The following is a 20,716-nucleotide window of genomic DNA, read 5'->3' on the forward strand; positions in this document are numbered from 1 at the left end:
AGAATATGAGAAAATTATTATTGACACTTGTCCTTTCACTTTTCAGTGTAATGTCATTTGCACAGATCGAAGGAAAATGGAAGACTATAGATGATGAAACAAAGCAGGCAAAATCTCTTGTAGAAATCTATAAAAAATCTGACGGAAAATATTATGGTAAAATTTCACAGCTATTGATAAAACCCGAAAATGCTAATTGTGTAAACTGTAAAGACGACAGAAAAAACAAGCCTATTCTGGGAATGGAAATCATCAGAGGTCTGAAAAAAGACGGCAATGAGTTTACAGGTGGTACAATCACCGACCCAAAAACAGGAAAAACCTACAAATGCACGATTACAAGAAACGGAGATAATCTGAATGTAAGAGGATATATCGGTTTATCTTTAATCGGAAGAACACAGATTTGGCAGAAAGCTAACTAATCGAGCTAAATAAAAATTAATAAACGGCATTTCATTTAAATGAGATGTCGTTTTTGTTATATGTATCATAAAAAAGTATTATTTTTGTACTCTAATTTTTCAAAAGAATATGGCAGAATATACTTTTCGTGAGGTAATTGCACAAGCAATGAGCGAGGAAATGCGTAAAGATGAATCCATCTATTTAATGGGGGAGGAAGTTGCAGAATATAATGGTGCATATAAGGCTTCAAAAGGAATGCTGGATGAATTTGGTGCTAAAAGAGTAATCGATACACCAATCGCTGAGTTGGGCTTCGCAGGGATTTCTGTGGGAGCTGCAATGAACGGGAACAGACCAATCGTAGAATTTATGACATTCAATTTCTCTTTGGTAGGAATTGATCAGATTATCAACAATGCTGCAAAGATCCGTCAGATGAGTGGTGGTCAGTGGAACTGTCCTATCGTTTTCCGTGGTCCTACTGCTTCTGCAGGGCAATTGGGAGCAACTCACTCTCAGGCTTTTGAAAGCTGGTATGCCAACTGCCCTGGTTTGAAAGTAATCGTACCTTCAAACCCGTATGATGCAAAAGGATTGTTGAAAACAGCTATTCAGGATAATGACCCGGTAATTTTCATGGAATCTGAGCAGATGTACGGAGACAAAATGGAAATTCCTGAAGAAGAATACTACATCCCGATCGGGAAAGCAGATATCAAGAAAGAAGGTACTGATGTTACGTTAGTTTCTTTCGGTAAAATCATGAAGCTGGCTATTCAGGCTGCTGAAGATTTGGCTAAAGAAGGTATTTCTGTAGAAGTGATCGACCTTAGAACTGTTCGTCCGTTGGATTATGATACAGTTTTGGCATCAGTGAAGAAAACAAACAGATTAGTGGTGTTGGAAGAAGCTTGGCCTTTCGGTTCTGTTGCTTCTGAAATTACATATATGGTACAGCAGAAAGCATTCGATTATTTGGATGCTCCTATCAAGAGAATTACTACTCCTGATGCTCCTGCACCGTACTCAGCTGCATTATTTGCAGAATGGTTCCCTAAACTTGAAAAAGTAAAAGAGGAAATTAAAAAAGCAATGTACGTAAAGTAATAAGATGATTATAGAGAAAAACTTCCGAAAGGAAGTTTTTTCATTTATTATATTCATGGATAAAAATTCATAGGGTTGTAAATTTGATTTAAATTTGCGCTTTTAAATTTAAAATTAGCTGATATGGCAGAAGTTACTGAAGGCGGTCATCACTTTGACATCAAAAAGCTTTCTTTTATTGGGGTTTTAGTTTCTCTTGGAATTGTTTTCGGGGATATCGGTACTTCACCGCTTTACGTAATGAAAGCAATCGTGAATGCAAGGGGAGAGGGCTCCACAATGCCTTTTAACGAATACATCGAAGGAGCTCTTTCATGTATCATCTGGACGCTTACCCTTCAGACAACGATCAAATATGTGATTATTGCTCTGAGAGCAGATAACAAGGGAGAAGGCGGGATTCTGGCATTATTTTCTTTGGTTAAAAATCTTAAAAAAGGCTGGCTGTACCTTATCGCTATTGTAGGAGCGGCGGCACTTATTGCAGACGGCGTGATCACACCTTCTCTTACGGTGATGTCTGCGATCGAAGGTCTTGAAATATATAATCCTCATACTCCGGTAGTTCCTATTACGATTGGGATTTTGATCGTTATTTTTGTGGTTCAGCAATTCGGAACGAGTTTTATCGGGAAGTTTTTCGGACCTGTGATGGTAGTTTGGTTCTTGGTTTTAGGAGGGTTAGGTTTTTCTCATTTAAGCGAAAATCTTGAAATTTTAAGATCATTTAATCCTTATTATGCGTATAAACTGATTGTCAATTCACCGAGTGCAATTATCATTCTGGGTGCAGTTTTCCTTTGTACAACGGGTGCAGAAGCGCTCTACTCGGATCTTGGTCACTGTGGGGCAAAAAATATCAGAGTAAGCTGGGGATTTGTAAAAATAATGTTGATTTTAAATTATCTTGGACAGGGAGCTTGGCTTCTAACCAATTATAATAAACCTGGTTTTTCAGCAATCAATCCTTTCTTCGGAATTATGGAAGAATGGATGATCGTTCCGGGGGTAATCATGGCAACGGCAGCAGCGATCATCGCGAGCCAGGCTTTGATTACAGGATCATTTACGATTTTCTCTGAAGCTATGTCACTGAATTTGTGGCCGAATCAGAAGATCGATTATCCTTCAGGGGTGAAAGGTCAGATGTACATTCCGAGAATCAACTGGGGACTTTTATTGTTCTGTATTATTGTGGTTCTTCACTTTAAAGAATCGGGGAAAATGGAAGCTGCTTATGGTCTTTCCATTACGGTTACGATGTTGATGACCACTATTCTACTTGTGTACTGGCTATTAAAACATAGAGTAAATAAGCTGCTAATCCTTGTTTTTGCATTGGTTTACCTGGCGATAGAATTAGGATTCTTCAGTGCCAATATTATCAAATTCTTGGAAGGAGGTTGGATTACCGTGGTTTTAGGAGGATTCATAGGAATCTGTATGTATGCTTGGTACAATGGGAGATCGATCAAAACAAAATTCATCAAGTTTATTAAATTGGAGAATTATATTCCTATCATTAAAGATATGAAGCTGGATGAAACGATTCCTAAGTATGCTACCAACCTAGCGTACCTGAGCCGTGCAAAAAGAAATGATGAGATAGAATCAAAAATTATCTATTCCATTATCAAGAAACAACCGAAAAGGGCAGATCATTATTTTATCCTGAGCATTACCAATCAGGAAGATCCGTATACTTTCAAATATGCTGTGGATGAGGTGCTTCCGGGAACGATCTATAAAATTAATTTCATGTTAGGATTTAAGATCGACAGAAGAATTAATGACTATTTTGATATGGTTTTAAGGGATTTGATGGCAGATGGAACCATTCCTTCACGAAGCAGCCACCCTTCATTGAGAGCCCATAATATTCCGCCGGATTTGAAGTATGTTATCATAGATAATACCTATATCAACGATATTCTTTTGACCGTAAAAGAGAAAATTATCTTAAATATCTACAATTTTGTTAAATATATCGGTAGTGACGACTTCAAAGCGTGGGGGATCACTTCACACAATGTAGTCGTGGAATCTGCGCCTATGACAGAAGATTGTGTAGGCAAATCCAAAATAGAGCAGTGTGAATTTATCCGTCATAAGAGTTAAATTCTTTAACACAACCATCCAATATTTATTTAAATAAAAATCAATAAATTTGTAGATAATTTTTTTGATGGATACTGTACAAAAAGAAAAAAATATTGCGTTAATTAAAGATGTTTTAAGAAACTACCTATTGGAAAAGGGTTTCAGAAACACTCCTGAACGATATACGATATTAGAAGAAATTTATAATATGGATCATCACTTCAATGTTGATGATCTGTATCTGCTTATGATGCAGAAGAAATACCACGTTTCCAAAGCGACAATTTACAATACTATTGAGATTTTCCTTGATGCAGGATTGATCCGTAAGCATCAGTTCGGGGAAAAAACTCTTACCTCTTCATCTTACGAAAAATCTTATTTTGACAAGCAGCATGACCATTTGGTGATTTACAAAAAAGATTCGGATAAGGAGATTGAAGAAATTATTGAGTTTTGCGACCCAAGAATTCAAGGGATCAAAGAAGCAATTGAAGAAGCATTTGGCGTAAAAATTGATTCTCATTCGCTGTATTTTTATGGCACCAAGAATGATTAATCAATGAGGCTGATTTTTGTTTTATTAGTTTTTATTTCAACACTTACCTTTGCTCAGGATCAGCCGAAACCTTTGCAAAAGGATCCGTATTTTACACCGTCGGCGACTCCGCAAAAGAATGCTCCCCCTGCTGAGAAAGTGAAGCACAGGCATTCTGATGAGCTCCGAAAAGATGAAAAGTATGACGGAAACCCTTATTTTAAAGGAAACGTAGAGTTTGAGCATCAGGGTTCGGTACTTACGGCAGATGAAGTGATCGTTTACGAAGGTCAAAACTTTGTAAAAGCCATTGGTAATGTTAAGCTTCAAAATACAGACGGTTCCGTGATTACAGCGGAAGAAATGGAGTATGACGGCAATACTCAAAAAGGAATTGCAAGAAGAAATGTCGTGCTTACTGATCCTAAACAGACGATCAGAACTGATATAATGTATTATGACAGGCTTTCAAATCAGGCTTATTTCAATACAGGCGGAACGATTACAGACGGACAAAGTACCATGTATACAAAATCCGCAACCTATTTTCTGGATACCAAACTGATCGATTTCACCGGAAAAGTAAAAATTGACAGCAAGGATTATATCATCGAAGGCGATAATATCAAGCAAAATCAAAATACAAAAGTTGCCGAATTTTTCGGACCGACAACGATTACTAACCGCGCCAATCCCAAAAACAGGGTATACACGGAAAGAGGTACCTATAAAATGAATACCAAAGAAGCTTATCTTAATAAAAATTCCAAGATTTTTTATAATGATAAAATTCTTACCGGTGACGATATGTACTACAACCAGCTGACAGGTTTTGGAAAAGCAACCGGAAATGTAATGCTTGACGATCCTAAGGAAAGAAGATGGATAAAAGGAGGCTACGGAGAAATTTTTGAAAAGAAAGATTCTGCGATGATAACTAAAAATCCATACGCGGTAAAAGCGCTGGAGAAAGATTCCATGTACTTTGCGGCGGAGAAAATTATTTCTTTCCAGAGACCGGATTCAGCTGATATCAAAGTCAAAAAAAGTTTCCTTCGGGCTTTCAGAAAAGCAAGAATGTATAAATCCAACGCTCAGGGAAGAGCCGATTCTATTGCTTTCAACGAAACGGATGGAATCATGCATATGTTCAGGGAGCCGATTCTCTGGAGCGACGGAAAACAGGTGACCGGAGATAAGGTGGAAGCTTATTTTGATACCCAAAAAGAAAGCATAGACTCTCTGAAAGTGATCGGAAATGCCTTTGCCATCAGTAAAGTGGATTCTCTGAATATGAAGGATGAATTCAACCAGGTTAAAGGAAAGCTGATGACGGTTTATTATGGGGAAGACAATAATATTAAAGAAGCCAAGGTCATCGGGAACGCACAAGCCATCAGCTATTCTGATGATGTAAATGGGCAGACCAAAGAAAAAGAAAGAATAGGGATTTCTCTTACCTCATGCGGAATTATTGATGCGATTTTCGAAGAAAGAGCATTATATGTTGTAGAATGCAATATCGGCGCTACTTCCGACACGTATCCTATGAGTAAAATAGAACCTGCAAGGAGGAAGTTTCCGGATTTCAACTGGAATACCAAAGACCGCATTATGAAATGGCAGGATATCCTTGTGGATACTCCAAATTATCCTGAAATAAAATACGAATCCGATAATACTTTATACGATAAAGCTCAGGAAGCTGTTGAGAAGGAGAAAGCGAAAGAGGAAGCGAAAAAGCCAAAACGTGTAAGACGATAAGATTTTTTTAATCTAAAATTTTCGGAAAAAATATAAATTCACCATTTTCTTGATAGGAAATGGTGAGTTATTTTATGGAAATCCTTTAAGGTAAGGGGTTAAAAATGCTATTTTATGATTAATGTTAAAAACTTTTTTTCACCCATTTATTCAATGGATGGTGAAAGCGGAGTCCTTACTGGAATTATGTTTTCCCTTGTATTTTCTTTATCTCACCCGGAAATGATTTGAAGTATTTTCATATAAATTGATATTTTTTTAATGAATGTGTATTTTTATTAAGTTTTTTGCATATATTTAAGTATAATTAAGTGATGAAACTATATTAATATTTTGTGATTTGGTGGTTCGCTCTCAGTTCTGACATTGGGAGCGATTTTTTTATTCTATCGGGATTATTTCGGTGTTTGGCGAATGTTTTTTAGTTTTGCTAAAATTTTTCAGGAAATGGAAATGCAAAAAGATTTTTTTATCTACCAGGCACAGACTACGAAGTTTGCTGCGGGTTTTGAAGTTGACAAAGCAGAAGGAAGTTATATCTACGGAAAAGACGGAAAAAAATACCTGGATTTTGTAGCCGGAGTTTCTGCCAATACCTTGGGACACTCCCATCCAAAAATAGTAAACGCGATAAAAGAACAGGCGGAAAAATATCTTCATGTAATGGTTTATGGCGAATATGCTCAGGAAAAACCGGTGGCTTTATGTAAATTATTAGCCGAAGCTACTCCCGATCCTTTAGAAATTACTTATCTGGTAAACAGCGGGGCAGAGGCGATAGACGGAAGTCTGAAACTGGCCAAAAGATACACGGGAAGGGAAGAAATTGTTTCATTCAAAAATTCTTATCATGGGAATACACACGGAGCTCTAAGTGTTTCAGGAAATGAGACGCACAAAAGGGAATTCCGTCCGTTGTTGCCCATGGTTTCTTTTATTGAGTTTAATAATGAAAAAGATTTCGACAAAATCACAGAAAAAACGGCTTGTGTTATTCTTGAAACCATTCAGGGAGCGGCTGGTTTTTTGGTTCCGAATGAGGATTATTTAATTAAATTAAAAAGAAGATGTGAAGAAGTCGGGGCATTATTAATTCTTGACGAAATTCAACCCGGATTCGGAAGAACAGGAAAATTATTCTCTTTTGAGCATTACGGGATTGTTCCTGATATTTTGGTGATGGGCAAAGGAATGGGCGGCGGTGTTCCTGTGGGCGCTTTTATGAGCTCAAAGAAAATTATGGAAACGTTGGCACATTCTCCGAAATTGGGTCATATCACCACTTTTGGCGGAAATCCTTTGATTGCAGCTTCGAGTTATGCCACATTAAAAGAAGTGCTCGAAAGCGGCTTAATGAATGAGGTTGACGAAAAAGAAAAATTATACAGAGAGCTTCTGGTTCATCCGAAAATTAAAAATATTAATGGAAAAGGTTTAATGCTGGCCGTAAATCTTGGCTCACCGGAATATACTTTAGACGTTGCAAAAAGATGCATGGAAAAAGGCCTGATCGTCTTCTGGCAATTATACAGAAATGAATATCTGAGAATCTCCCCGCCACTGACAATCTCTAAGGATGAAATCCGTGAAGGATGCCAGATTATTCTTGATGTTTTAAACGAAAATTAATTTAAATATATTGTTAATTTAATAACAAGACGGAAGAACTATACGCAAAAAAACTCGAAACTCCGCTTCTAAAAATTATGCTGAACATACATAGGAATCCTGTGATAAATATCATGAAGATTGTACAAAAAAGTAAACACATTTTTGTGTAATAAAAAAATTAATTTATATATTGCGGGACGATAAAAACAAAGATTATATGGCGAAACATAAAGTCCATTACGAATTTCCAATGCATTGTTTATCAGAGATTTTATATGAATATCTGGCGACTGCGGAGGGGTTGTCTGAATGGTTTGCGGATGATGTGACAGAGAAAGGTGATGATTTCTTCTTTAGCTGGGGTGGAGGTCCTGCTGAGAAGGCAACTTTAATTAGATATAAGCCTGAAGGTTTCGTGCGTTTCAGATGGGAAGAGGATGAAGGAACCAAAAATTTCTTTGAAATGACCATTACAATCGATGATATTACTGAAGACTTAGCTTTAAATATTACAGATTTCTGTGAAGAAGGTGATGAGAATGAAAATGCAATGTATTGGGAAAACCTTATCGAAAACCTTAGAATAAAATTAGGTGCCGCTTAATCCCAGGCTGTACTGAATGATAAAACTGATGAACGATTTATCGTTCATTATTTTTTTATAAATAAATCAGATTAAAAATTGGAAAATCAATATTTTACATCAGACGAATTACAGGTAAGCAACAGAGCATTTCTGTTGGGCGACGCAGTGAAGGTGTCTTTCTTTGTGAGAGATGCAAAATTGATCATAGACGAAGAATGCTACTTTTTCCTGATGGCATCCATGAGAAAAATGAGACTGAATATTCCTTTAACGTACACTCTTGAGTTTTTCCAGTCACTTTTCCAGAAGGATGTTATTGACGGAAGGGGAATTAAAAACGGAATTATCAATTTTCAGGTTTTCAGGAATTCGGACGGAATTACCTTGTCAAAATCTTCGGTTTCTTACTTTTATGAAGTAGAAATAATGGAAGATGTGCTAAAGGTGAATGAAAGACTTTTAGAATTGGACTTAATCAAGGAAATTAACGTTAATAATAACCTTTTAAGCAATATCCGAGTCCACAGTCCGGAAAATATTTATGGGACAATTTATGCCCAGGAAAATGACCTTGATGACGTTATTTTATTAAATCCCAATAAAAGAATTGCTCGCGCAACTTCAGGAAATCTATTGTTTTTGGAAAACAGCGTGATCAAAGTTCCGAAACAGACGGAAGGAGCTTACATTTCTCCCTTAATGGAAAATTTTGTAACTTTTTTACATAAAAATAACCTTGCAGATATCCAGGAACACGAGATTATTGCATTCGAATCCCAGAAAGCTGAAGAGATTTTACTCATCTCGGATGAGAAAGGCATATTTTCTGTAGGAAAGATTAGGAATAAAACTTTCGGCAACGACCGATTTTTAGAATTGGTAGAAAGTTGGAAAGAAAGTTTTTAAAAAATTGACAAACCCGGTAAACAACAAAGTTCCAAAAGTCCTTTACCGGGTTTTATTCTGAATAGATCAGAATTTGTTATTTTTATTTAATTTAATATTCGTTAAAAACTTCTAGGAATTTTTGTGCGATTTCTTTTTGACCGTTTTCACTGGTCATATATTCTCTTTCTTTGGTATTATTGATGAATCCCAGCTCTACAAGAACGGTAGGTGCTTTCGATTCTCTTAAAATATGAAGATTTTTTTCTTCAATTTTTTGTACGTCAAACTTCTTTGAGATTTTTTCTGCCAGCTTCTTTGAGCTTTCAGTATTTTGAGTGTAAATTTCCTGCCCCTGCTGCTCAGATTCAGGCTTTGCGCTGTTGTTCACATGAAGGGAAATTACCATTTCAGGATTCAGCTTATTGATAAGATCTGTTCTTTCCGCCAATTGACTGTAAGTGTCATTATCACGGGTTAGTATCACTTCGTATTTATCCTGAACCTGATTGAATTTCTGGATCTCCTTTCCGATATTTAAGACAATATTTTTTTCATAAATACCGTTTCGATTGGCTCCCATATCATTTCCGCCATGTCCGGCATCTATGATAATAAGTTTTTTATCTACTGGAGTAAAGGATAAAAATGCTATAGAAAAGATAGATAAAGCAAAAAGTTTTGTACCTTTCATTTCAGTGATTTTTGGTTTAACAAATAACGGGAATTCTTTACTAAAAATTGGTTAATGGATTCTTAAATTTTGTTAAATTTTTTTTCACTTCGAAATGAATAGTTTTTATCAGTTTAAAGAGATATCTTCAGGTGAATTTGCCCACAGCAGAAATTCTCCTCCAAGATTTTGCATGATCGACTTCCAGAGTGTTTGATCGTTGGGAAGAGTGTAATCGAGGTTATAAACCTCTACTACAGTCCACATTTTTCTCTGGATCTCACCATCGAGCTGCAAAGGCGACCATCCGGAATATCCTGAGAAAATTTTCACATCTTCAATGCTGATTTCTTTATTTAAAACCGCACTGATGATATTTTCGATGTCTTCCGTGAGATAAAATTCGTCGGTAATTTCAGTGTAAACTTCCGTTACCTTTTTGCCTTTTGCAATAAAGAAAACTTTATCATTTTCCACAGGTCCGCCGTCGTAAACCTCTATTTTAAAATCGAAAAAATCTTTGAATTTACTACTCATCTGGCTGTTCTTTTTATTCAATATCAATCCAAAAGCACCATGCTCGTTGTGCTCAATAATCAGCACTACCGATCTCGAAAAAATATCGCCGGAAATGTCTGGTGTGGAAATTAATATTTTACCTTTGTATGAGTAATTCATACTCAAATTTAATAAAAAATATTTATGGAAAACCTGCACGACAAAAGAAAAGTGTACGAGAAATCCCAACTTATTGAAAGTGAGATAAAACAAAATCCGATCGAGCAATTCCGGAATTGGTTTCTGGAAGCGAGCGAAAATCCTGCCATTTCGGAAGCCAATGCTATGGCGATTTCTACCATGGAAAATGATGGCTGCCCGCGTACAAGAATGGTTTTACTTAAAGCATATACCTACGAGGGTTTTATTTTTTACACCAATTATGAGAGTAGAAAAGGAAAAGCGATCGAAAAAAATCATAAAGCATGTCTCCATTTTTTCTGGCCAAACCTGGAAAGACAGATTATTATTAAAGCTGATGTAGAGCGTATTGCTGAGAATTTAAGTGACGGATATTTTCATTCAAGACCGAAAGGAAGCCAGCTTGGAGCGGCAGTTTCACCACAGAGTCAGGTCATTCCGAATCGTGAATTTTTGGAAGTAAAACTGAAAGATTTAGAAAAAGAATACGAAAATTCTGAAGTACCAAGACCTGAAAATTGGGGCGGATATATCGCAAAACCTTATGAAATAGAATTCTGGCAGGGAAGACCGAATCGACTGCACGACCGGATTATTTATGAATTGGTTGATGGGTTGGATTGGAAAATTTCCCGATTGGCTCCTTAGATTTTATTTTGATTATAATATTGCAGATGCTTCGACTCCGCTCAGCATGACACCTCTACAAATATGTAGTAAAAACAGTTAGTATGAGGCTCTCGAAGCATCTATACAGATATAACAAATAAACTACTTAAACACAAAAAAGGCTGTTTCACCGAAACAGCCTCTAATTTTTTAATCTGAATGATTATTTTTTCTTAGCTCCAGAAACTGCGTTTGATAGATCAGCTCCAGCTTTGAATTTAGCAACTTTTTTAGCAGCAATTTTGATTGGTTTTTTAGTTGCAGGGTTGATACCTTGTCTAGCTGCTCTCTCAGCTACTGAGAAAGTTCCGAAACCTACTAAAGAAACTTTTCCGTCTTTTTTCTTTAATGTAGAAGTTACGTTACCAATGAAAGATTCTAAAGCAGCTTTAGCTGCAACTTTAGTGATTCCTGCATCTTTTGCGATTGCGTCGATTAATTCAGACTTGTTCATAATTTTTAATATTAAAGTTAGTTCGTAATTATAGCAAATATAATACTATTTTCTAAATGTGCAATTTTTTTATGAAAATATGTATAAATTTTTTGATTTTCGATGAAATTGGTTAAAATATGATAATTCCACTTTTTACGAAAAATCTACGTTACGCGTTACTAAAATCATGCCAAATGCTTATGTGTATTGACTTTATGAAAATTGTTAAATTATTTCTTACATTTATTAAATCCTAAATTTCGTGTAAACTATTAATGGATTTGATGATATGATTGTAGATTTGCTAAGTAAAATCACAAAAAATTATTTTTAATAAAATTAAATCACTGTGTATCTGGTAGTTTTAAAATCATTGTAAAAGCCAATTTTATAAATTTTTATTAATAAATTTGCATCATGTTAATAGAAGTTTTTAAGTCTAAGATTCACAGGGTAAGAGTTACGGCTTCAGACCTTAATTATATTGGGAGTATTACGATCGATGAAGATCTTATTGAAGCTGCCGGATTGGTAGTCGGAGAAAGGGTTTATATCGTAAATGTGAATAACGGGGAGCGTTTCGATACCTACGTTATCAAAGGAAAAAGGAAATCAGGAGAAGTTTGTCTGAATGGTCCTGCAGCAAGAAAAGTACAGAAAGACGATATCATCATCATCATCGCTTATGCACAGATGACGCCTGAAGAAGCAAAAACTTTCCAGCCGAAGATCGTTTTCCCGGACGAAAAAACAAATCTTTTGACATAATCCGATGGAGAAAAAATCAAAAAGTCCTTTAAAATCAATACTTACAATAGTAATTTCGCTTGCTTTTGCAGGCTTTTTTTTATGGTTTGCCCTGAAAGGATTAGATTTTAAGGTGATCCAAAAATCATTATCCAAGGCAAATTACTGGTGGGTTTTGTTTGCAGCCTGTTTCGGGATTTCTGCCTATTGGTTCAGGGCGATCCGTTGGAATCTGATGCTGGAACCGATGGGACACAACATTTCCAATGCCAATTCGCTTTGGTCGATATCTTTTGGATATTTAATGAACCTTACCATTCCGAGAAGTGGTGAAGTAGCGAGGGCAACAGCTTTGTATGGAGTAGAAAAAGTACCTGTTGATCAGTCTTTCGGGACGATTATTCTTGAAAGGGTGGTGGATTTGGTTTGTATGATTGCTTTCTTAGGACTTACTTTAATATTTAAATATGAAGCGATTCTTTCTTTTTACGAAAATTCAGGAATTAATTTTAATCCGAATAAAGTGTTAATTGGCTTATCTATATTAATTGTCGGAGTCATTTTATTCTTTGTATTAAGAAAAAGATTAGCTAATATTCCATTACTGGGAAAAATTATCAATTTTATTGATGGTATTTTTCAGGGATTAACATCCATTTTTAAATTAAAACAAAAAGGAAAATTCATCCTTTACACATTAGGAATCTGGATGTCATATTATTTTGCAGCTTATCTCGTATGTTTTGCATTGCCTGAAACTTCAAACTTTACTTTTGCAGACGGGTTTTTAATCATTGTCGTAGGAACATTGGGAATGATGATTCCTGCAAGCGGCGGGATCGGAGCATTCAACCTAGCGATGAAGTATGGCTTTATGGCCTTATTTATTTCTATGGGAAAAAGTGCCGAACAGGGCGGTGAAATAGGATTAACCTATTCTTTTATTTCATTACCGATGCAGATTGTGATCATGCTGGTGATGGGCTTAATTTCTATTCCGATGCTGGCGAAAGCAAGAAATAATATCGTAGCAGAAAAAGAAATTTATTAATTATCTTGTTTAAAACGTATTATATAGCATAAAGTTTGTCATCCTGAAAAGGTCTCAACTTTGTAAAATTAAAATTGCGTCTGGGTCCTTCCAGGATGACAAACGTACTGCTCAATTGCTGAGTGAAACGCCTTTGCGAATGAAAATATCCGTAGCAAAATTCCAAAAAACTTTGCTATCCTTTGCGTTTAAACAGAAGTATAATTTTTAGATAAAACAAAATTAAAAATATAAATCCGGTCAAAAAATGATCGGATTTTTTTATAGTAAACTCAGACGAAATTTCAATTTTTTATATTTTGCAATTTACATAATTTTTTGTCACAAAATATTTTGGAAAATTCCTAAATCAGCCATAACTTCGATATAAGAATTCATAAAACACATAGCATAATTATGGCAATTAATTTACAGAAAGGACAAAGAATTGAAATCGGATTTACAAAAATGACCATCGGTCTTGGATGGGATCCTAATGAAGGAAGAGGATATGATTTTGACCTTGATGCTTCGGCAATTATGATCGATGCCGGCAGAAAATTGGTGAATGAGGAATATTTTGTTTTTTATAATAATTTACAGTCGCCGGACGGAGCCCTGACTCATACGGGAGACGATCCCAGCGGTAAAAACAGCGATGGAGACGATGATGAAGCCATTATTGTAGATCTTGAAAAAGTAGACGAAAGGGTAGAGGAAATTCTCTTCGTGGTTACCATAGAAGATTTTGAAAGAAGAAAACAAAATTTCGGGCAGGTAAGAAATTCCTACATCAGGATTATTGATAACATCAGCAATCAGGAAATTGCAAAATATGAGCTGGACGAAGATTTCTCCATCGAAACAGGAGTAGAGTTCGGAAGATTATACAAACGTAATGGAAGCTGGAAATTTGAAGCTTCAGGAACCGGCTACAGAGCAGACCTCGCTTTCTTCCTTGAAAAGTATTACCAGGGTCAAATCATCAAATAAATATGGCAATCAATTTACAGAAAGGTCAGACGATCAATCTGAGAAAAAATGAGCTCGGAAACAACGTTTATGATCTTTCAACCGTAACGATCGGTTTGGGTTGGGATGTTCGCCGACAGGGCGGATTTTTGGGAAGTCTGTTTGGGATGAACGATGGCCCTGATTATGATCTTGATGCTGTTGCTTTTCTTTTGGACGAAAACGGCAAAGTGGCAGATCTGGGAAAAACGTTTTTCTCCGGCAACGGAAGGGAAATTGTGCTTTATCAGAGTGATGTTATTTATTTTAATTCGATGCGGCATCCCAGCGGAAAAATCTGGCTCACAGGCGATAACAGAACCGGGGCGGGCGATGGCGACGACGAACAGATTATTGTAAAGCTGGATCAGCTGGATGAGCGTTACCAAAAAATCGTATTTGTGGTTTCCATTTACAACGGAATTGTCAACAGACAGCATTTCGGAATGATTAAAAATGCTTTTATCAGGGCGGTTGACGCGCGGGGAAAAGAAATTACAAAATTCAGCCTTTCCGGTGATGCGAGCATGAACGGGATGTGTTCAATGATTTTTGCAGAGGCATATCGGCACAATGGCGACTGGAAATTCCGGGCGATCGGAGAGCCTTACCAGACGGATAATTTTATTGAAGTAATCGTCCCATTTATGTATAGAAAATAAAGTGTGCTGTCTCAAAATCCAAATTATTTTCTTTGATAATCTGTTTTTTGAGATAGCTTTTTATTTTAAGCTTATTTTCAATCCCATTTCTTTTTTCATATGCAATAAAACTTCTGCATTTCCTTTGGCATCATCGACGGGATGATGCGTGTGCTCTGTTTTTCTCAAATGTTTCCATTGGGCAAATGTATCCTTTTCCATGCCGCAGTAAAGGTCTGAAAGTCTTCTCGATGAATAACCGAACGGATTTCTTCCGATAAAATGATGGAAATACCAACAGATAAACATCCAGTCGAAACCATTATTATCACTAATGAAAATCGGTCTTCCTTTAGAATTTTCTTTAATCCATTCTTCGAACTTGAGCATCACTTCTTCCGGATCATCAAATGCCATGGTTTCTTCCCTGCTGAAGCCTGATACCGCCAATGCATCCGGATTGAACTTTTCGGAAATGGGTTTTAATTTTCCATAAAAGGTAGTTTCCAGATCATCATCTACGAGTACAGCCCCGAAACAGATCATCGAAAAATCTCCTGGAATAGGACCGTCGGATTCTATGTCTACCATGATGTAACTCATATTCTTAATGTGTTTTTTTTAAGTTAAAATAATTTTCATCATTCTCAAAAACAGAAAATGAATTTCACTTAGACTAATATATTGAAAATATTCTCCGGAAATCTAATGTTTATAAAAGTTAAAATAGATTTTTATTCAATTAATTTCCTCCACCTGCTCTATTCGATTCCTCAAATTTCACCTGCTTCGTCGCTCCCTGAATAATTTGTTCCGGGAAAATTTTAATCGATTAAAAATGAATTTAAAAATCGTGAAGCGTAATGATCGGACCTTTATAAAACTTGGTAGAATCGTACAGATCGACAAACTGATTGTACATATCTTCCTGGGATAAAGTTTCAGGGTTTTTGGATTTGAATTGATCTTCTGCATAAGAAAATAAATCCTTGTAATCGGATTTCAGGAAATCTGAGAGGATATGTTCTTTTCCTTTTTCTTTGTTGATTAATCCGGTGAATAATATTCCGTAAACGAGAAAACGATTAAAATTTTCTGCATCGAAAACATAATTTAAATTTCTTTTGGAATATTTTTCATAATCCGACAAAATCTGCTGAAAACTCTGAATATTGGAAGATTGGGGAATTTCATAAAAAAGATCAATCCCGTGAATGAAAAGCTGTGTTTTTACTTCTTCAGGATCGGTTTTATATTTTGCATTGAACCATTCGAAAAGGTTTAATAATTCCTCTTTGGAAAGGCTGTCAACATTGTCCAGTACTTTCTTTTTGATGAGTTCGAGGCTTGTTTTTTTGTCATCCTGCATGTACTGAAGGATACTGTCTTCTTCGCGGCAGAGTTTATTGTACAAATTGATTTTTGCAGTAACAGGATTTGTTTTAATGAAATAAAGTTCTTCTGCCATAATTCTTATGCAACGCCTAGCTTTCAACGTTTTCTACTCTAAGGTAACGAAAAAAATTACATGAATTGAAGATATGGTATTATTTCATAATTATTTTATAATCAGTTTATGAAGGTTAGTTATTTTTATTTATTAAAAATAGGAAGATCTTTTAATTCGTCTCTAAACACAACTTCTTCGATTGCCTGATTAATCATGTTTCGAACCTTTGTAAGAGGATGTTCCGGAAATTCTGCGTCATATTCTTCCTTTTCAGATTTATTCATCCGAGTTCCTTCTTTGAACGTCGGATCGTAGGGGTCTTCAAACCAATTTTTAAGTCCGTTATCATCAAAAGTAACTTCACCACTTTCTAAAAATTTATTTAATACAAAAGCGTCACGAATTCCCGTAGTTCCAACTTCAACGGCTTGTGTTTTAATCACAAAACTGCAATTTTCGAAAGGAATTGTAACCGACGCGAGATAGCTCATTCCTTTTTCGGGTTGAGGGAATTTAAATATCGTTTTTACGCTTGGAAAACCTTTAAGATTGAAGGTTGATACTTCGATAATTCCACCACCTGAATCCGCAACTGAGCGATGAAAACTTCTCAAAGCGTCAATATCTTTAATCGTTGGCAAATCGGGAGGAATATTGAAAAAATAAATTGAAATCAGAGCGCTTTGTTCAGGATTTACCCAAACTATTTCTCCATCGTTTTTCTCTACAATATCCCATCCAAAAGTGGGAATAGAAATGGAATTGATATTTACAGGATTTGTATTTGCCGGCTTTTCAGCAGGTTTTCTTTTCTTAAAAAAATTAAACATATTTTAGTTGTGTTTTTTTATTGAGATTATCTTTTATTTTCCTTCATAGCACGAATTAATCTGTCGTTTCGTTTGTCTGCTCTTTCGTTATTTAAAGACAAAACAGCCCAAATTGCCGCAGGAAGCCAACCTATGAGTGTGATTTGTAATATTAAACAGATGATTCCAGTTAAAATTTTTCCGCGAACCATGAAAGATAGAAAGGGTAGTAGGATGGCGAGTAACATAATTTATGATTTTAATTATTATTAATGAGATTGAGGATCAAAATACGCCTTAAAAGTAAGCGGATCTTCTTTTTTATCTTCCGCAATTTCAAGATATTCGTGATATTCTTCCGCATGCATTCCCAACCCAACCATTACAATAGCAAGGTTGATGTAAAGATTTTTGTCTTCCGAGCCTAACCGTAAAGCGGTTTTTAAATATTCTATAGCAGTTTCATTTTCGCCCATATCAGAATAAATGGCTCCCATGTCGATTAAAGCAGAAGTGTTTTCGGGCTCGATCAGCAAAATTTCATCCAGTTCTTTGATGAGAAGATCGTTGATTTCGTCCCAATGATCTTCGTTTTCAAATCTTTTGGCCTGGAGTTTTTTTATGTTTTGGAGGCGTTGAGGGATGTTATTCATTGTATTTAAAGCAAATTAAAATTAATTCCTACCCAAACGCCCTTTTCAACAAACTCTCCACCTTCGGCTCACTTCCTCTGAAACTTTTATACAGTTCCATCGGGTCTTTTGTTCCGCCGGAAGAAAGAAGAACTTTATATTTTGCGGCAATTTCAGGATTGAAAATTCCGTTTTCCTTGAAATATTGGAACGCGTCGGCATCCAACACTTCCGCCCATTTGTAAGAATAATATCCCGCAGAATATCCACCCTGGAAAATATGTGAAAAACTAGGGCTCATCGCTGTTTCAGGATTCACGGGATAAAGCTGAGTCGCTTTTGTGTATTCATCTTCAAACTCCTTTACACTCTTACTCTCCACGTCTCCAACTTTCGTATGGTAATTCATATCCAGTAATCCAAAACCAAGCTGCCTCAACGTCTGGTAGCCTTCCATGAAGTTTTTCGACTGTTCGATTTTCTCGATTTTTTCATCGGGAAGAATTTCACCTGTTTTATAATGTTTGGCGAAAGTTTTTAAGAATTCCGGTTCGTAGCAGAAATTTTCTAAAAACTGGGAAGGTAATTCCACAAAATCCCATTTCACAGAAGTTCCTGAAAGAGTCGGATATTGCGTATTCGCCAACATTCCGTGAAGAGCGTGACCAAATTCATGGAAGAGAGTCGTTACCTCTTGGAACGTCAGTAAACTCGGAGTGTCTTTGGTTGGTTTGCTGAAATTGCAAACGATAGAAATATGCGGACGGGAATTTTCTCCATCTTTTGTATACTGATTTTTATAGCTCGTCATCCATGCGCCGGCTCTCTTGCCTTTTCTCGGGAAATAATCCACATAAAGTAAAGCCTTAAAAGTTTTTTCAGGATGGTTACTTCCATCCTCCGGCTTCCCATTTCCTGCCTCAAAAACTTCATATACCTTCACATCTTCATGGTATTTCGGAATGTCGTTTCTTTCTTCAAAACTCAATCCGAAAAGTGTATTGGCAAGTCCAAAAACTGCGTCCTGAACCTGATTTAAAGGAAAATAAGGTTTTAATTCCTCATCATTTAAATCATATTTTGCTTTACGAAGTTTTTCGGCATAAAAAGCATGGTCATAAGCCTGCATTTCATCAATTCCATCGGCTTTTGCCAACGATTTCAATTCTTCAATTTCTTTGTCTGCGTACGGTTTTGCTTTTACTAAAAGCTCGTTCAGAAAGTCAATAACTTTAGCCGGAGATTTGGCCATTCTTTCTTCCAAAACATAGTCTGCATAGTCTTTATAGCCTAATAATTCTGCTTTTTGATGTTTTAATGAAAGAAGTTCTTTGATTAAATTCTGATTATCAAATTCACCACCGTCGAAAGATCTTTTACCGTTTGCCAGTGCAATTTCTTTTCTCAGTTCGCGGTTTTCCGCATACGTCATGAACGGGATGTAGCTTGGGTACTGCAAAGTCACGACCCAGCCGTCAAGATTTCTTTCTTTCGCTTCTTCGGCGTATTGTTCCAAAATGGCTTCGGGAATGCCTGCCAAATCGGCTTTGTTGGTGATATGTTTAAAATAATTATTCGTTGAAGCCAATACATTCTGCCCAAACTGAAGGGATTTTAAAGATAAATCCATATTGATTTTCTTTAATTTTTCTTTATCAGCTTCATTTAATAAGGCGCCGCTTCTCACAAAACCTTTATAAGTTTCATTTAGAAGCATTTGCTGCTCTTCATTCAGATTGTATTTTTCTTTTTCGTCGTAAACTTTTTTGATTTTGTTGAAAAGCGCTTCGTTTTGAGAAATTTTTGAAGAATATTCCGTTAAGATCGGGGAAACTTCCTGAGCGATTTGTTGCAATTCATCACTTGTTTCTGCCGAATTTAGATTGAAAAATATATTGGATACCGTATCAAGCTGTTCGCCGGAATAAGCCAGAGCTTCTATCACATTTTCAAAGGTAGGAGATGCCGGATTGTTGACAATTGCATCGATTTCTTCTTCGGATTTTTGAATTAATTCCTTGAAAGCGGGAAGATAATCTTCATTTTTAATTAAGTTAAAGGGTGCGGAATGATATGGTGTATTAAATTTTTCAGTTAAAATATTCATATTCTAAATTTTAATTAATGTAAATTTAATGATTCTATTGAATCGACATCGTAAATGCGCAAAAATGATGCCCGAATGAGAAGATGTGACAAAATTGTTTATCTTTATTAATCTTGTCATATGCAAAGTTGAAATGTTGAGGGAATGACTAATTTTGACAACAGATTTTTGTCAGTAATGATGTTAAAAAAAAATTAAACCTTAATATATAAGCTATGAAAACAATTTTAAAAATTCTGGGTGTAATTGTTCTGTTAATTCTTGCATATGCTGTGATCGCTATGTTGGCTTTCAGTAAAGATTATCACTTTGAAAAATCAATCGTAATCAATGCTCCGAAAGAAAAAGTATGGCAGCACGTAGGCTCTACCAAAGCTTTCAATGAATGGAATCCGTTTGCAAAAGCAGATCCGAATATTCAGATTACCTATTCCGGAACACCGGGAACAGTGGGCGATTCTTACCACTGGAAAGGAAATGACCAGGTAGGAGAGGGAGAGCAGACCGTAACGGCCGTGGTACCCAACGAAAAATTATCCAGTGATCTGCATTTTATCAAGCCCTGGGAAGGGATGGCAAAAGGGAATTTTATTTTGACTCCGGAAGGAAGCGGAACCAAAGTAACATGGGCCATGGATAATGAGCTTACCACGATGATGAAGATCATGAAACCAATGATGGACAGCCAGATGGGAAAAATGTTTGGCCAGGGACTAGACGAACTGAAAAAGATTTCTGAAAAATAAAATAAAAGCCTTGTAAATTTTACAGGGCTTTTTTAGTAATTGTCTAAAAAATATTATCTTTATATAA

General features: G+C 36.0%; 23 protein-coding genes. 14 read left to right on the plus strand and 9 right to left on the minus strand.

Annotated elements, in window-relative coordinates; all coding sequences use genetic code 11:
* The first annotated feature begins 5 nt into the window (after window positions 1–5).
* The 8 genes from BMX24_RS01135 to BMX24_RS01170 all read left to right on the plus strand — a co-directional run bounded on the left by BMX24_RS01135 (window position 6) and on the right by BMX24_RS01170 (window position 9,020).
* Window positions 6–425: a DUF2147 domain-containing protein gene (locus BMX24_RS01135; protein ID WP_089790258.1), complete on the plus strand. Its 420-nt coding sequence runs from the start codon at window positions 6–8 to the stop codon at window positions 423–425.
* 109 nt (window positions 426–534) lie between these two features.
* Window positions 535–1,515: a pyruvate dehydrogenase complex E1 component subunit beta gene (locus tag BMX24_RS01140; RefSeq protein ID WP_089790259.1), complete on the plus strand. Its 981-nt coding sequence runs from the start codon at window positions 535–537 to the stop codon at window positions 1,513–1,515.
* Between the two features lie 123 nt (window positions 1,516–1,638).
* Window positions 1,639–3,633: a KUP/HAK/KT family potassium transporter gene (locus tag BMX24_RS01145; protein ID WP_089790260.1), complete on the plus strand. Its 1,995-nt coding sequence runs from the start codon at window positions 1,639–1,641 to the stop codon at window positions 3,631–3,633.
* A 67-nt stretch (window positions 3,634–3,700) separates the two neighbouring features.
* A complete protein-coding gene (locus BMX24_RS01150; protein ID WP_027374694.1) occupies window positions 3,701–4,174 on the plus strand; it encodes a Fur family transcriptional regulator in 474 nt (157 codons plus the stop codon).
* Window positions 4,175–4,177: 3 nt separating this feature from the next.
* Entirely contained in the window at window positions 4,178–5,917 is a 1,740-nt protein-coding gene (locus tag BMX24_RS01155; protein ID WP_089790261.1) for an OstA-like protein, read from the plus strand.
* 453 nt (window positions 5,918–6,370) lie between these two features.
* Window positions 6,371–7,546, plus strand: coding sequence for an aspartate aminotransferase family protein (locus tag BMX24_RS01160; protein WP_089792663.1), 1,176 nt, complete (start codon window positions 6,371–6,373; stop codon window positions 7,544–7,546).
* Window positions 7,547–7,745: 199 nt separating this feature from the next.
* Window positions 7,746–8,132 carry an START-like domain-containing protein gene (locus BMX24_RS01165; RefSeq protein ID WP_089792665.1) on the plus strand — a complete coding sequence of 129 codons (387 nt, stop codon included), beginning with the start codon at window positions 7,746–7,748 and terminating at the stop codon, window positions 8,130–8,132.
* Window positions 8,133–8,210: 78 nt separating this feature from the next.
* Window positions 8,211–9,020 carry an aminotransferase class IV gene (locus BMX24_RS01170; RefSeq protein ID WP_089790262.1) on the plus strand — a complete coding sequence of 270 codons (810 nt, stop codon included), beginning with the start codon at window positions 8,211–8,213 and terminating at the stop codon, window positions 9,018–9,020.
* 91 nt (window positions 9,021–9,111) lie between these two features.
* Here the strand turns inward: BMX24_RS01170 and BMX24_RS01175 are convergent, their stop codons facing one another.
* The gene (locus BMX24_RS01175) at window positions 9,112–9,693 is read right to left on the minus strand and encodes an N-acetylmuramoyl-L-alanine amidase family protein (RefSeq protein ID WP_089790263.1); all 582 of its coding nucleotides are present in this window, start codon (window positions 9,691–9,693) and stop codon (window positions 9,112–9,114) included.
* A 108-nt stretch (window positions 9,694–9,801) separates the two neighbouring features.
* Window positions 9,802–10,350: a YqgE/AlgH family protein gene (locus BMX24_RS01180; RefSeq protein WP_089790264.1), complete on the minus strand. Its 549-nt coding sequence runs from the start codon at window positions 10,348–10,350 to the stop codon at window positions 9,802–9,804.
* Between the two features lie 24 nt (window positions 10,351–10,374).
* On the opposite strand from BMX24_RS01180, the gene pdxH reads away from it, so the two are divergent.
* The gene (pdxH, locus tag BMX24_RS01185; protein WP_089790265.1) at window positions 10,375–11,019 is read left to right on the plus strand and encodes a pyridoxamine 5'-phosphate oxidase; all 645 of its coding nucleotides are present in this window, start codon (window positions 10,375–10,377) and stop codon (window positions 11,017–11,019) included.
* A gap of 184 nt (window positions 11,020–11,203) precedes the next feature.
* On the opposite strand, the gene BMX24_RS01190 is transcribed toward pdxH, so the two are convergent.
* The gene (locus BMX24_RS01190; RefSeq protein WP_027379880.1) at window positions 11,204–11,494 is read right to left on the minus strand and encodes an HU family DNA-binding protein; all 291 of its coding nucleotides are present in this window, start codon (window positions 11,492–11,494) and stop codon (window positions 11,204–11,206) included.
* 399 nt (window positions 11,495–11,893) lie between these two features.
* Between BMX24_RS01190 and panD the strand changes: the two genes are divergently transcribed.
* The 4 genes from panD to BMX24_RS01210 all read left to right on the plus strand — a co-directional run bounded on the left by panD (window position 11,894) and on the right by BMX24_RS01210 (window position 14,926).
* Complete coding sequence (gene panD, locus BMX24_RS01195; protein ID WP_027379879.1) at window positions 11,894–12,244, plus strand: aspartate 1-decarboxylase; 351 nt, start codon at window positions 11,894–11,896, stop codon at window positions 12,242–12,244.
* Between the two features lie 4 nt (window positions 12,245–12,248).
* The gene (locus BMX24_RS01200; protein ID WP_089790266.1) at window positions 12,249–13,274 is read left to right on the plus strand and encodes a lysylphosphatidylglycerol synthase transmembrane domain-containing protein; all 1,026 of its coding nucleotides are present in this window, start codon (window positions 12,249–12,251) and stop codon (window positions 13,272–13,274) included.
* A 396-nt stretch (window positions 13,275–13,670) separates the two neighbouring features.
* Entirely contained in the window at window positions 13,671–14,246 is a 576-nt protein-coding gene (locus BMX24_RS01205) for a TerD family protein (protein WP_089790267.1), read from the plus strand.
* A 2-nt stretch (window positions 14,247–14,248) separates the two neighbouring features.
* Window positions 14,249–14,926: a TerD family protein gene (locus BMX24_RS01210; protein ID WP_089790268.1), complete on the plus strand. Its 678-nt coding sequence runs from the start codon at window positions 14,249–14,251 to the stop codon at window positions 14,924–14,926.
* 60 nt (window positions 14,927–14,986) lie between these two features.
* On the opposite strand, the gene BMX24_RS01215 is transcribed toward BMX24_RS01210, so the two are convergent.
* The 6 genes from BMX24_RS01215 to BMX24_RS01240 form a co-directional block, all read right to left on the minus strand.
* Window positions 14,987–15,508, minus strand: coding sequence for a 3'-5' exonuclease (locus BMX24_RS01215; RefSeq protein ID WP_089790269.1), 522 nt, complete (start codon window positions 15,506–15,508; stop codon window positions 14,987–14,989).
* 241 nt (window positions 15,509–15,749) lie between these two features.
* Window positions 15,750–16,373 (minus strand): hypothetical protein, encoded by a 624-nt coding sequence (locus tag BMX24_RS01220; protein WP_089790270.1) that lies wholly within the window; start codon window positions 16,371–16,373, stop codon window positions 15,750–15,752.
* Window positions 16,374–16,498: 125 nt separating this feature from the next.
* Window positions 16,499–17,185, minus strand: coding sequence for a hypothetical protein (locus BMX24_RS01225; protein ID WP_089790271.1), 687 nt, complete (start codon window positions 17,183–17,185; stop codon window positions 16,499–16,501).
* Between the two features lie 26 nt (window positions 17,186–17,211).
* The gene (locus BMX24_RS01230) at window positions 17,212–17,412 is read right to left on the minus strand and encodes a YqaE/Pmp3 family membrane protein (RefSeq protein ID WP_228404620.1); all 201 of its coding nucleotides are present in this window, start codon (window positions 17,410–17,412) and stop codon (window positions 17,212–17,214) included.
* 21 nt (window positions 17,413–17,433) lie between these two features.
* Entirely contained in the window at window positions 17,434–17,817 is a 384-nt protein-coding gene (locus BMX24_RS01235; RefSeq protein ID WP_089790273.1) for a tetratricopeptide repeat protein, read from the minus strand.
* A gap of 28 nt (window positions 17,818–17,845) precedes the next feature.
* Window positions 17,846–19,903, minus strand: a complete 2,058-nt coding sequence (locus tag BMX24_RS01240) for a M3 family metallopeptidase (RefSeq protein WP_089790274.1) — start codon at window positions 19,901–19,903, stop codon at window positions 17,846–17,848.
* A gap of 215 nt (window positions 19,904–20,118) precedes the next feature.
* On the opposite strand from BMX24_RS01240, the gene BMX24_RS01245 reads away from it, so the two are divergent.
* Complete coding sequence (locus tag BMX24_RS01245) at window positions 20,119–20,649, plus strand: SRPBCC family protein (RefSeq protein WP_089790275.1); 531 nt, start codon at window positions 20,119–20,121, stop codon at window positions 20,647–20,649.
* The last annotated feature ends 67 nt before the right edge of the window (window positions 20,650–20,716 follow it).

The organism is Chryseobacterium wanjuense, assembly GCF_900111495.1.
Lineage (GTDB): Bacteria > Bacteroidota > Bacteroidia > Flavobacteriales > Weeksellaceae > Chryseobacterium > Chryseobacterium wanjuense.

What these genes read in the sequence shown, in the direction of transcription:
- BMX24_RS01235 (WP_089790273.1), bottom strand. Translation starts at nt 17,817, where the DNA reads ATGAATAACATCCCTCAACGCCTCCAAAACATAAAAAAACTCCAGGCC.
- pdxH (WP_089790265.1), top strand. Translation starts at nt 10,375, where the DNA reads ATGGAAAACCTGCACGACAAAAGAAAAGTGTACGAGAAATCCCAACTT.
- BMX24_RS01175 (WP_089790263.1), bottom strand. Translation starts at nt 9,693, where the DNA reads ATGAAAGGTACAAAACTTTTTGCTTTATCTATCTTTTCTATAGCATTT.
- BMX24_RS01140 (WP_089790259.1), top strand. Translation starts at nt 535, where the DNA reads ATGGCAGAATATACTTTTCGTGAGGTAATTGCACAAGCAATGAGCGAG.
- BMX24_RS01200 (WP_089790266.1), top strand. Translation starts at nt 12,249, where the DNA reads ATGGAGAAAAAATCAAAAAGTCCTTTAAAATCAATACTTACAATAGTA.
- BMX24_RS01135 (WP_089790258.1), top strand. Translation starts at nt 6, where the DNA reads ATGAGAAAATTATTATTGACACTTGTCCTTTCACTTTTCAGTGTAATG.
- BMX24_RS01190 (WP_027379880.1), bottom strand. Translation starts at nt 11,494, where the DNA reads ATGAACAAGTCTGAATTAATCGACGCAATCGCAAAAGATGCAGGAATC.
- BMX24_RS01210 (WP_089790268.1), top strand. Translation starts at nt 14,249, where the DNA reads ATGGCAATCAATTTACAGAAAGGTCAGACGATCAATCTGAGAAAAAAT.
- BMX24_RS01245 (WP_089790275.1), top strand. Translation starts at nt 20,119, where the DNA reads ATGAAAACAATTTTAAAAATTCTGGGTGTAATTGTTCTGTTAATTCTT.
- BMX24_RS01150 (WP_027374694.1), top strand. Translation starts at nt 3,701, where the DNA reads ATGGATACTGTACAAAAAGAAAAAAATATTGCGTTAATTAAAGATGTT.
- BMX24_RS01240 (WP_089790274.1), bottom strand. Translation starts at nt 19,903, where the DNA reads ATGAATATTTTAACTGAAAAATTTAATACACCATATCATTCCGCACCC.
- BMX24_RS01165 (WP_089792665.1), top strand. Translation starts at nt 7,746, where the DNA reads ATGGCGAAACATAAAGTCCATTACGAATTTCCAATGCATTGTTTATCA.
- panD (WP_027379879.1), top strand. Translation starts at nt 11,894, where the DNA reads ATGTTAATAGAAGTTTTTAAGTCTAAGATTCACAGGGTAAGAGTTACG.
- BMX24_RS01230 (WP_228404620.1), bottom strand. Translation starts at nt 17,412, where the DNA reads ATGTTACTCGCCATCCTACTACCCTTTCTATCTTTCATGGTTCGCGGA.
- BMX24_RS01205 (WP_089790267.1), top strand. Translation starts at nt 13,671, where the DNA reads ATGGCAATTAATTTACAGAAAGGACAAAGAATTGAAATCGGATTTACA.
- BMX24_RS01155 (WP_089790261.1), top strand. Translation starts at nt 4,178, where the DNA reads ATGAGGCTGATTTTTGTTTTATTAGTTTTTATTTCAACACTTACCTTT.
- BMX24_RS01145 (WP_089790260.1), top strand. Translation starts at nt 1,639, where the DNA reads ATGGCAGAAGTTACTGAAGGCGGTCATCACTTTGACATCAAAAAGCTT.
- BMX24_RS01225 (WP_089790271.1), bottom strand. Translation starts at nt 17,185, where the DNA reads ATGTTTAATTTTTTTAAGAAAAGAAAACCTGCTGAAAAGCCGGCAAAT.
- BMX24_RS01180 (WP_089790264.1), bottom strand. Translation starts at nt 10,350, where the DNA reads ATGAATTACTCATACAAAGGTAAAATATTAATTTCCACACCAGACATT.
- BMX24_RS01215 (WP_089790269.1), bottom strand. Translation starts at nt 15,508, where the DNA reads ATGAGTTACATCATGGTAGACATAGAATCCGACGGTCCTATTCCAGGA.
- BMX24_RS01160 (WP_089792663.1), top strand. Translation starts at nt 6,371, where the DNA reads ATGCAAAAAGATTTTTTTATCTACCAGGCACAGACTACGAAGTTTGCT.
- BMX24_RS01220 (WP_089790270.1), bottom strand. Translation starts at nt 16,373, where the DNA reads ATGGCAGAAGAACTTTATTTCATTAAAACAAATCCTGTTACTGCAAAA.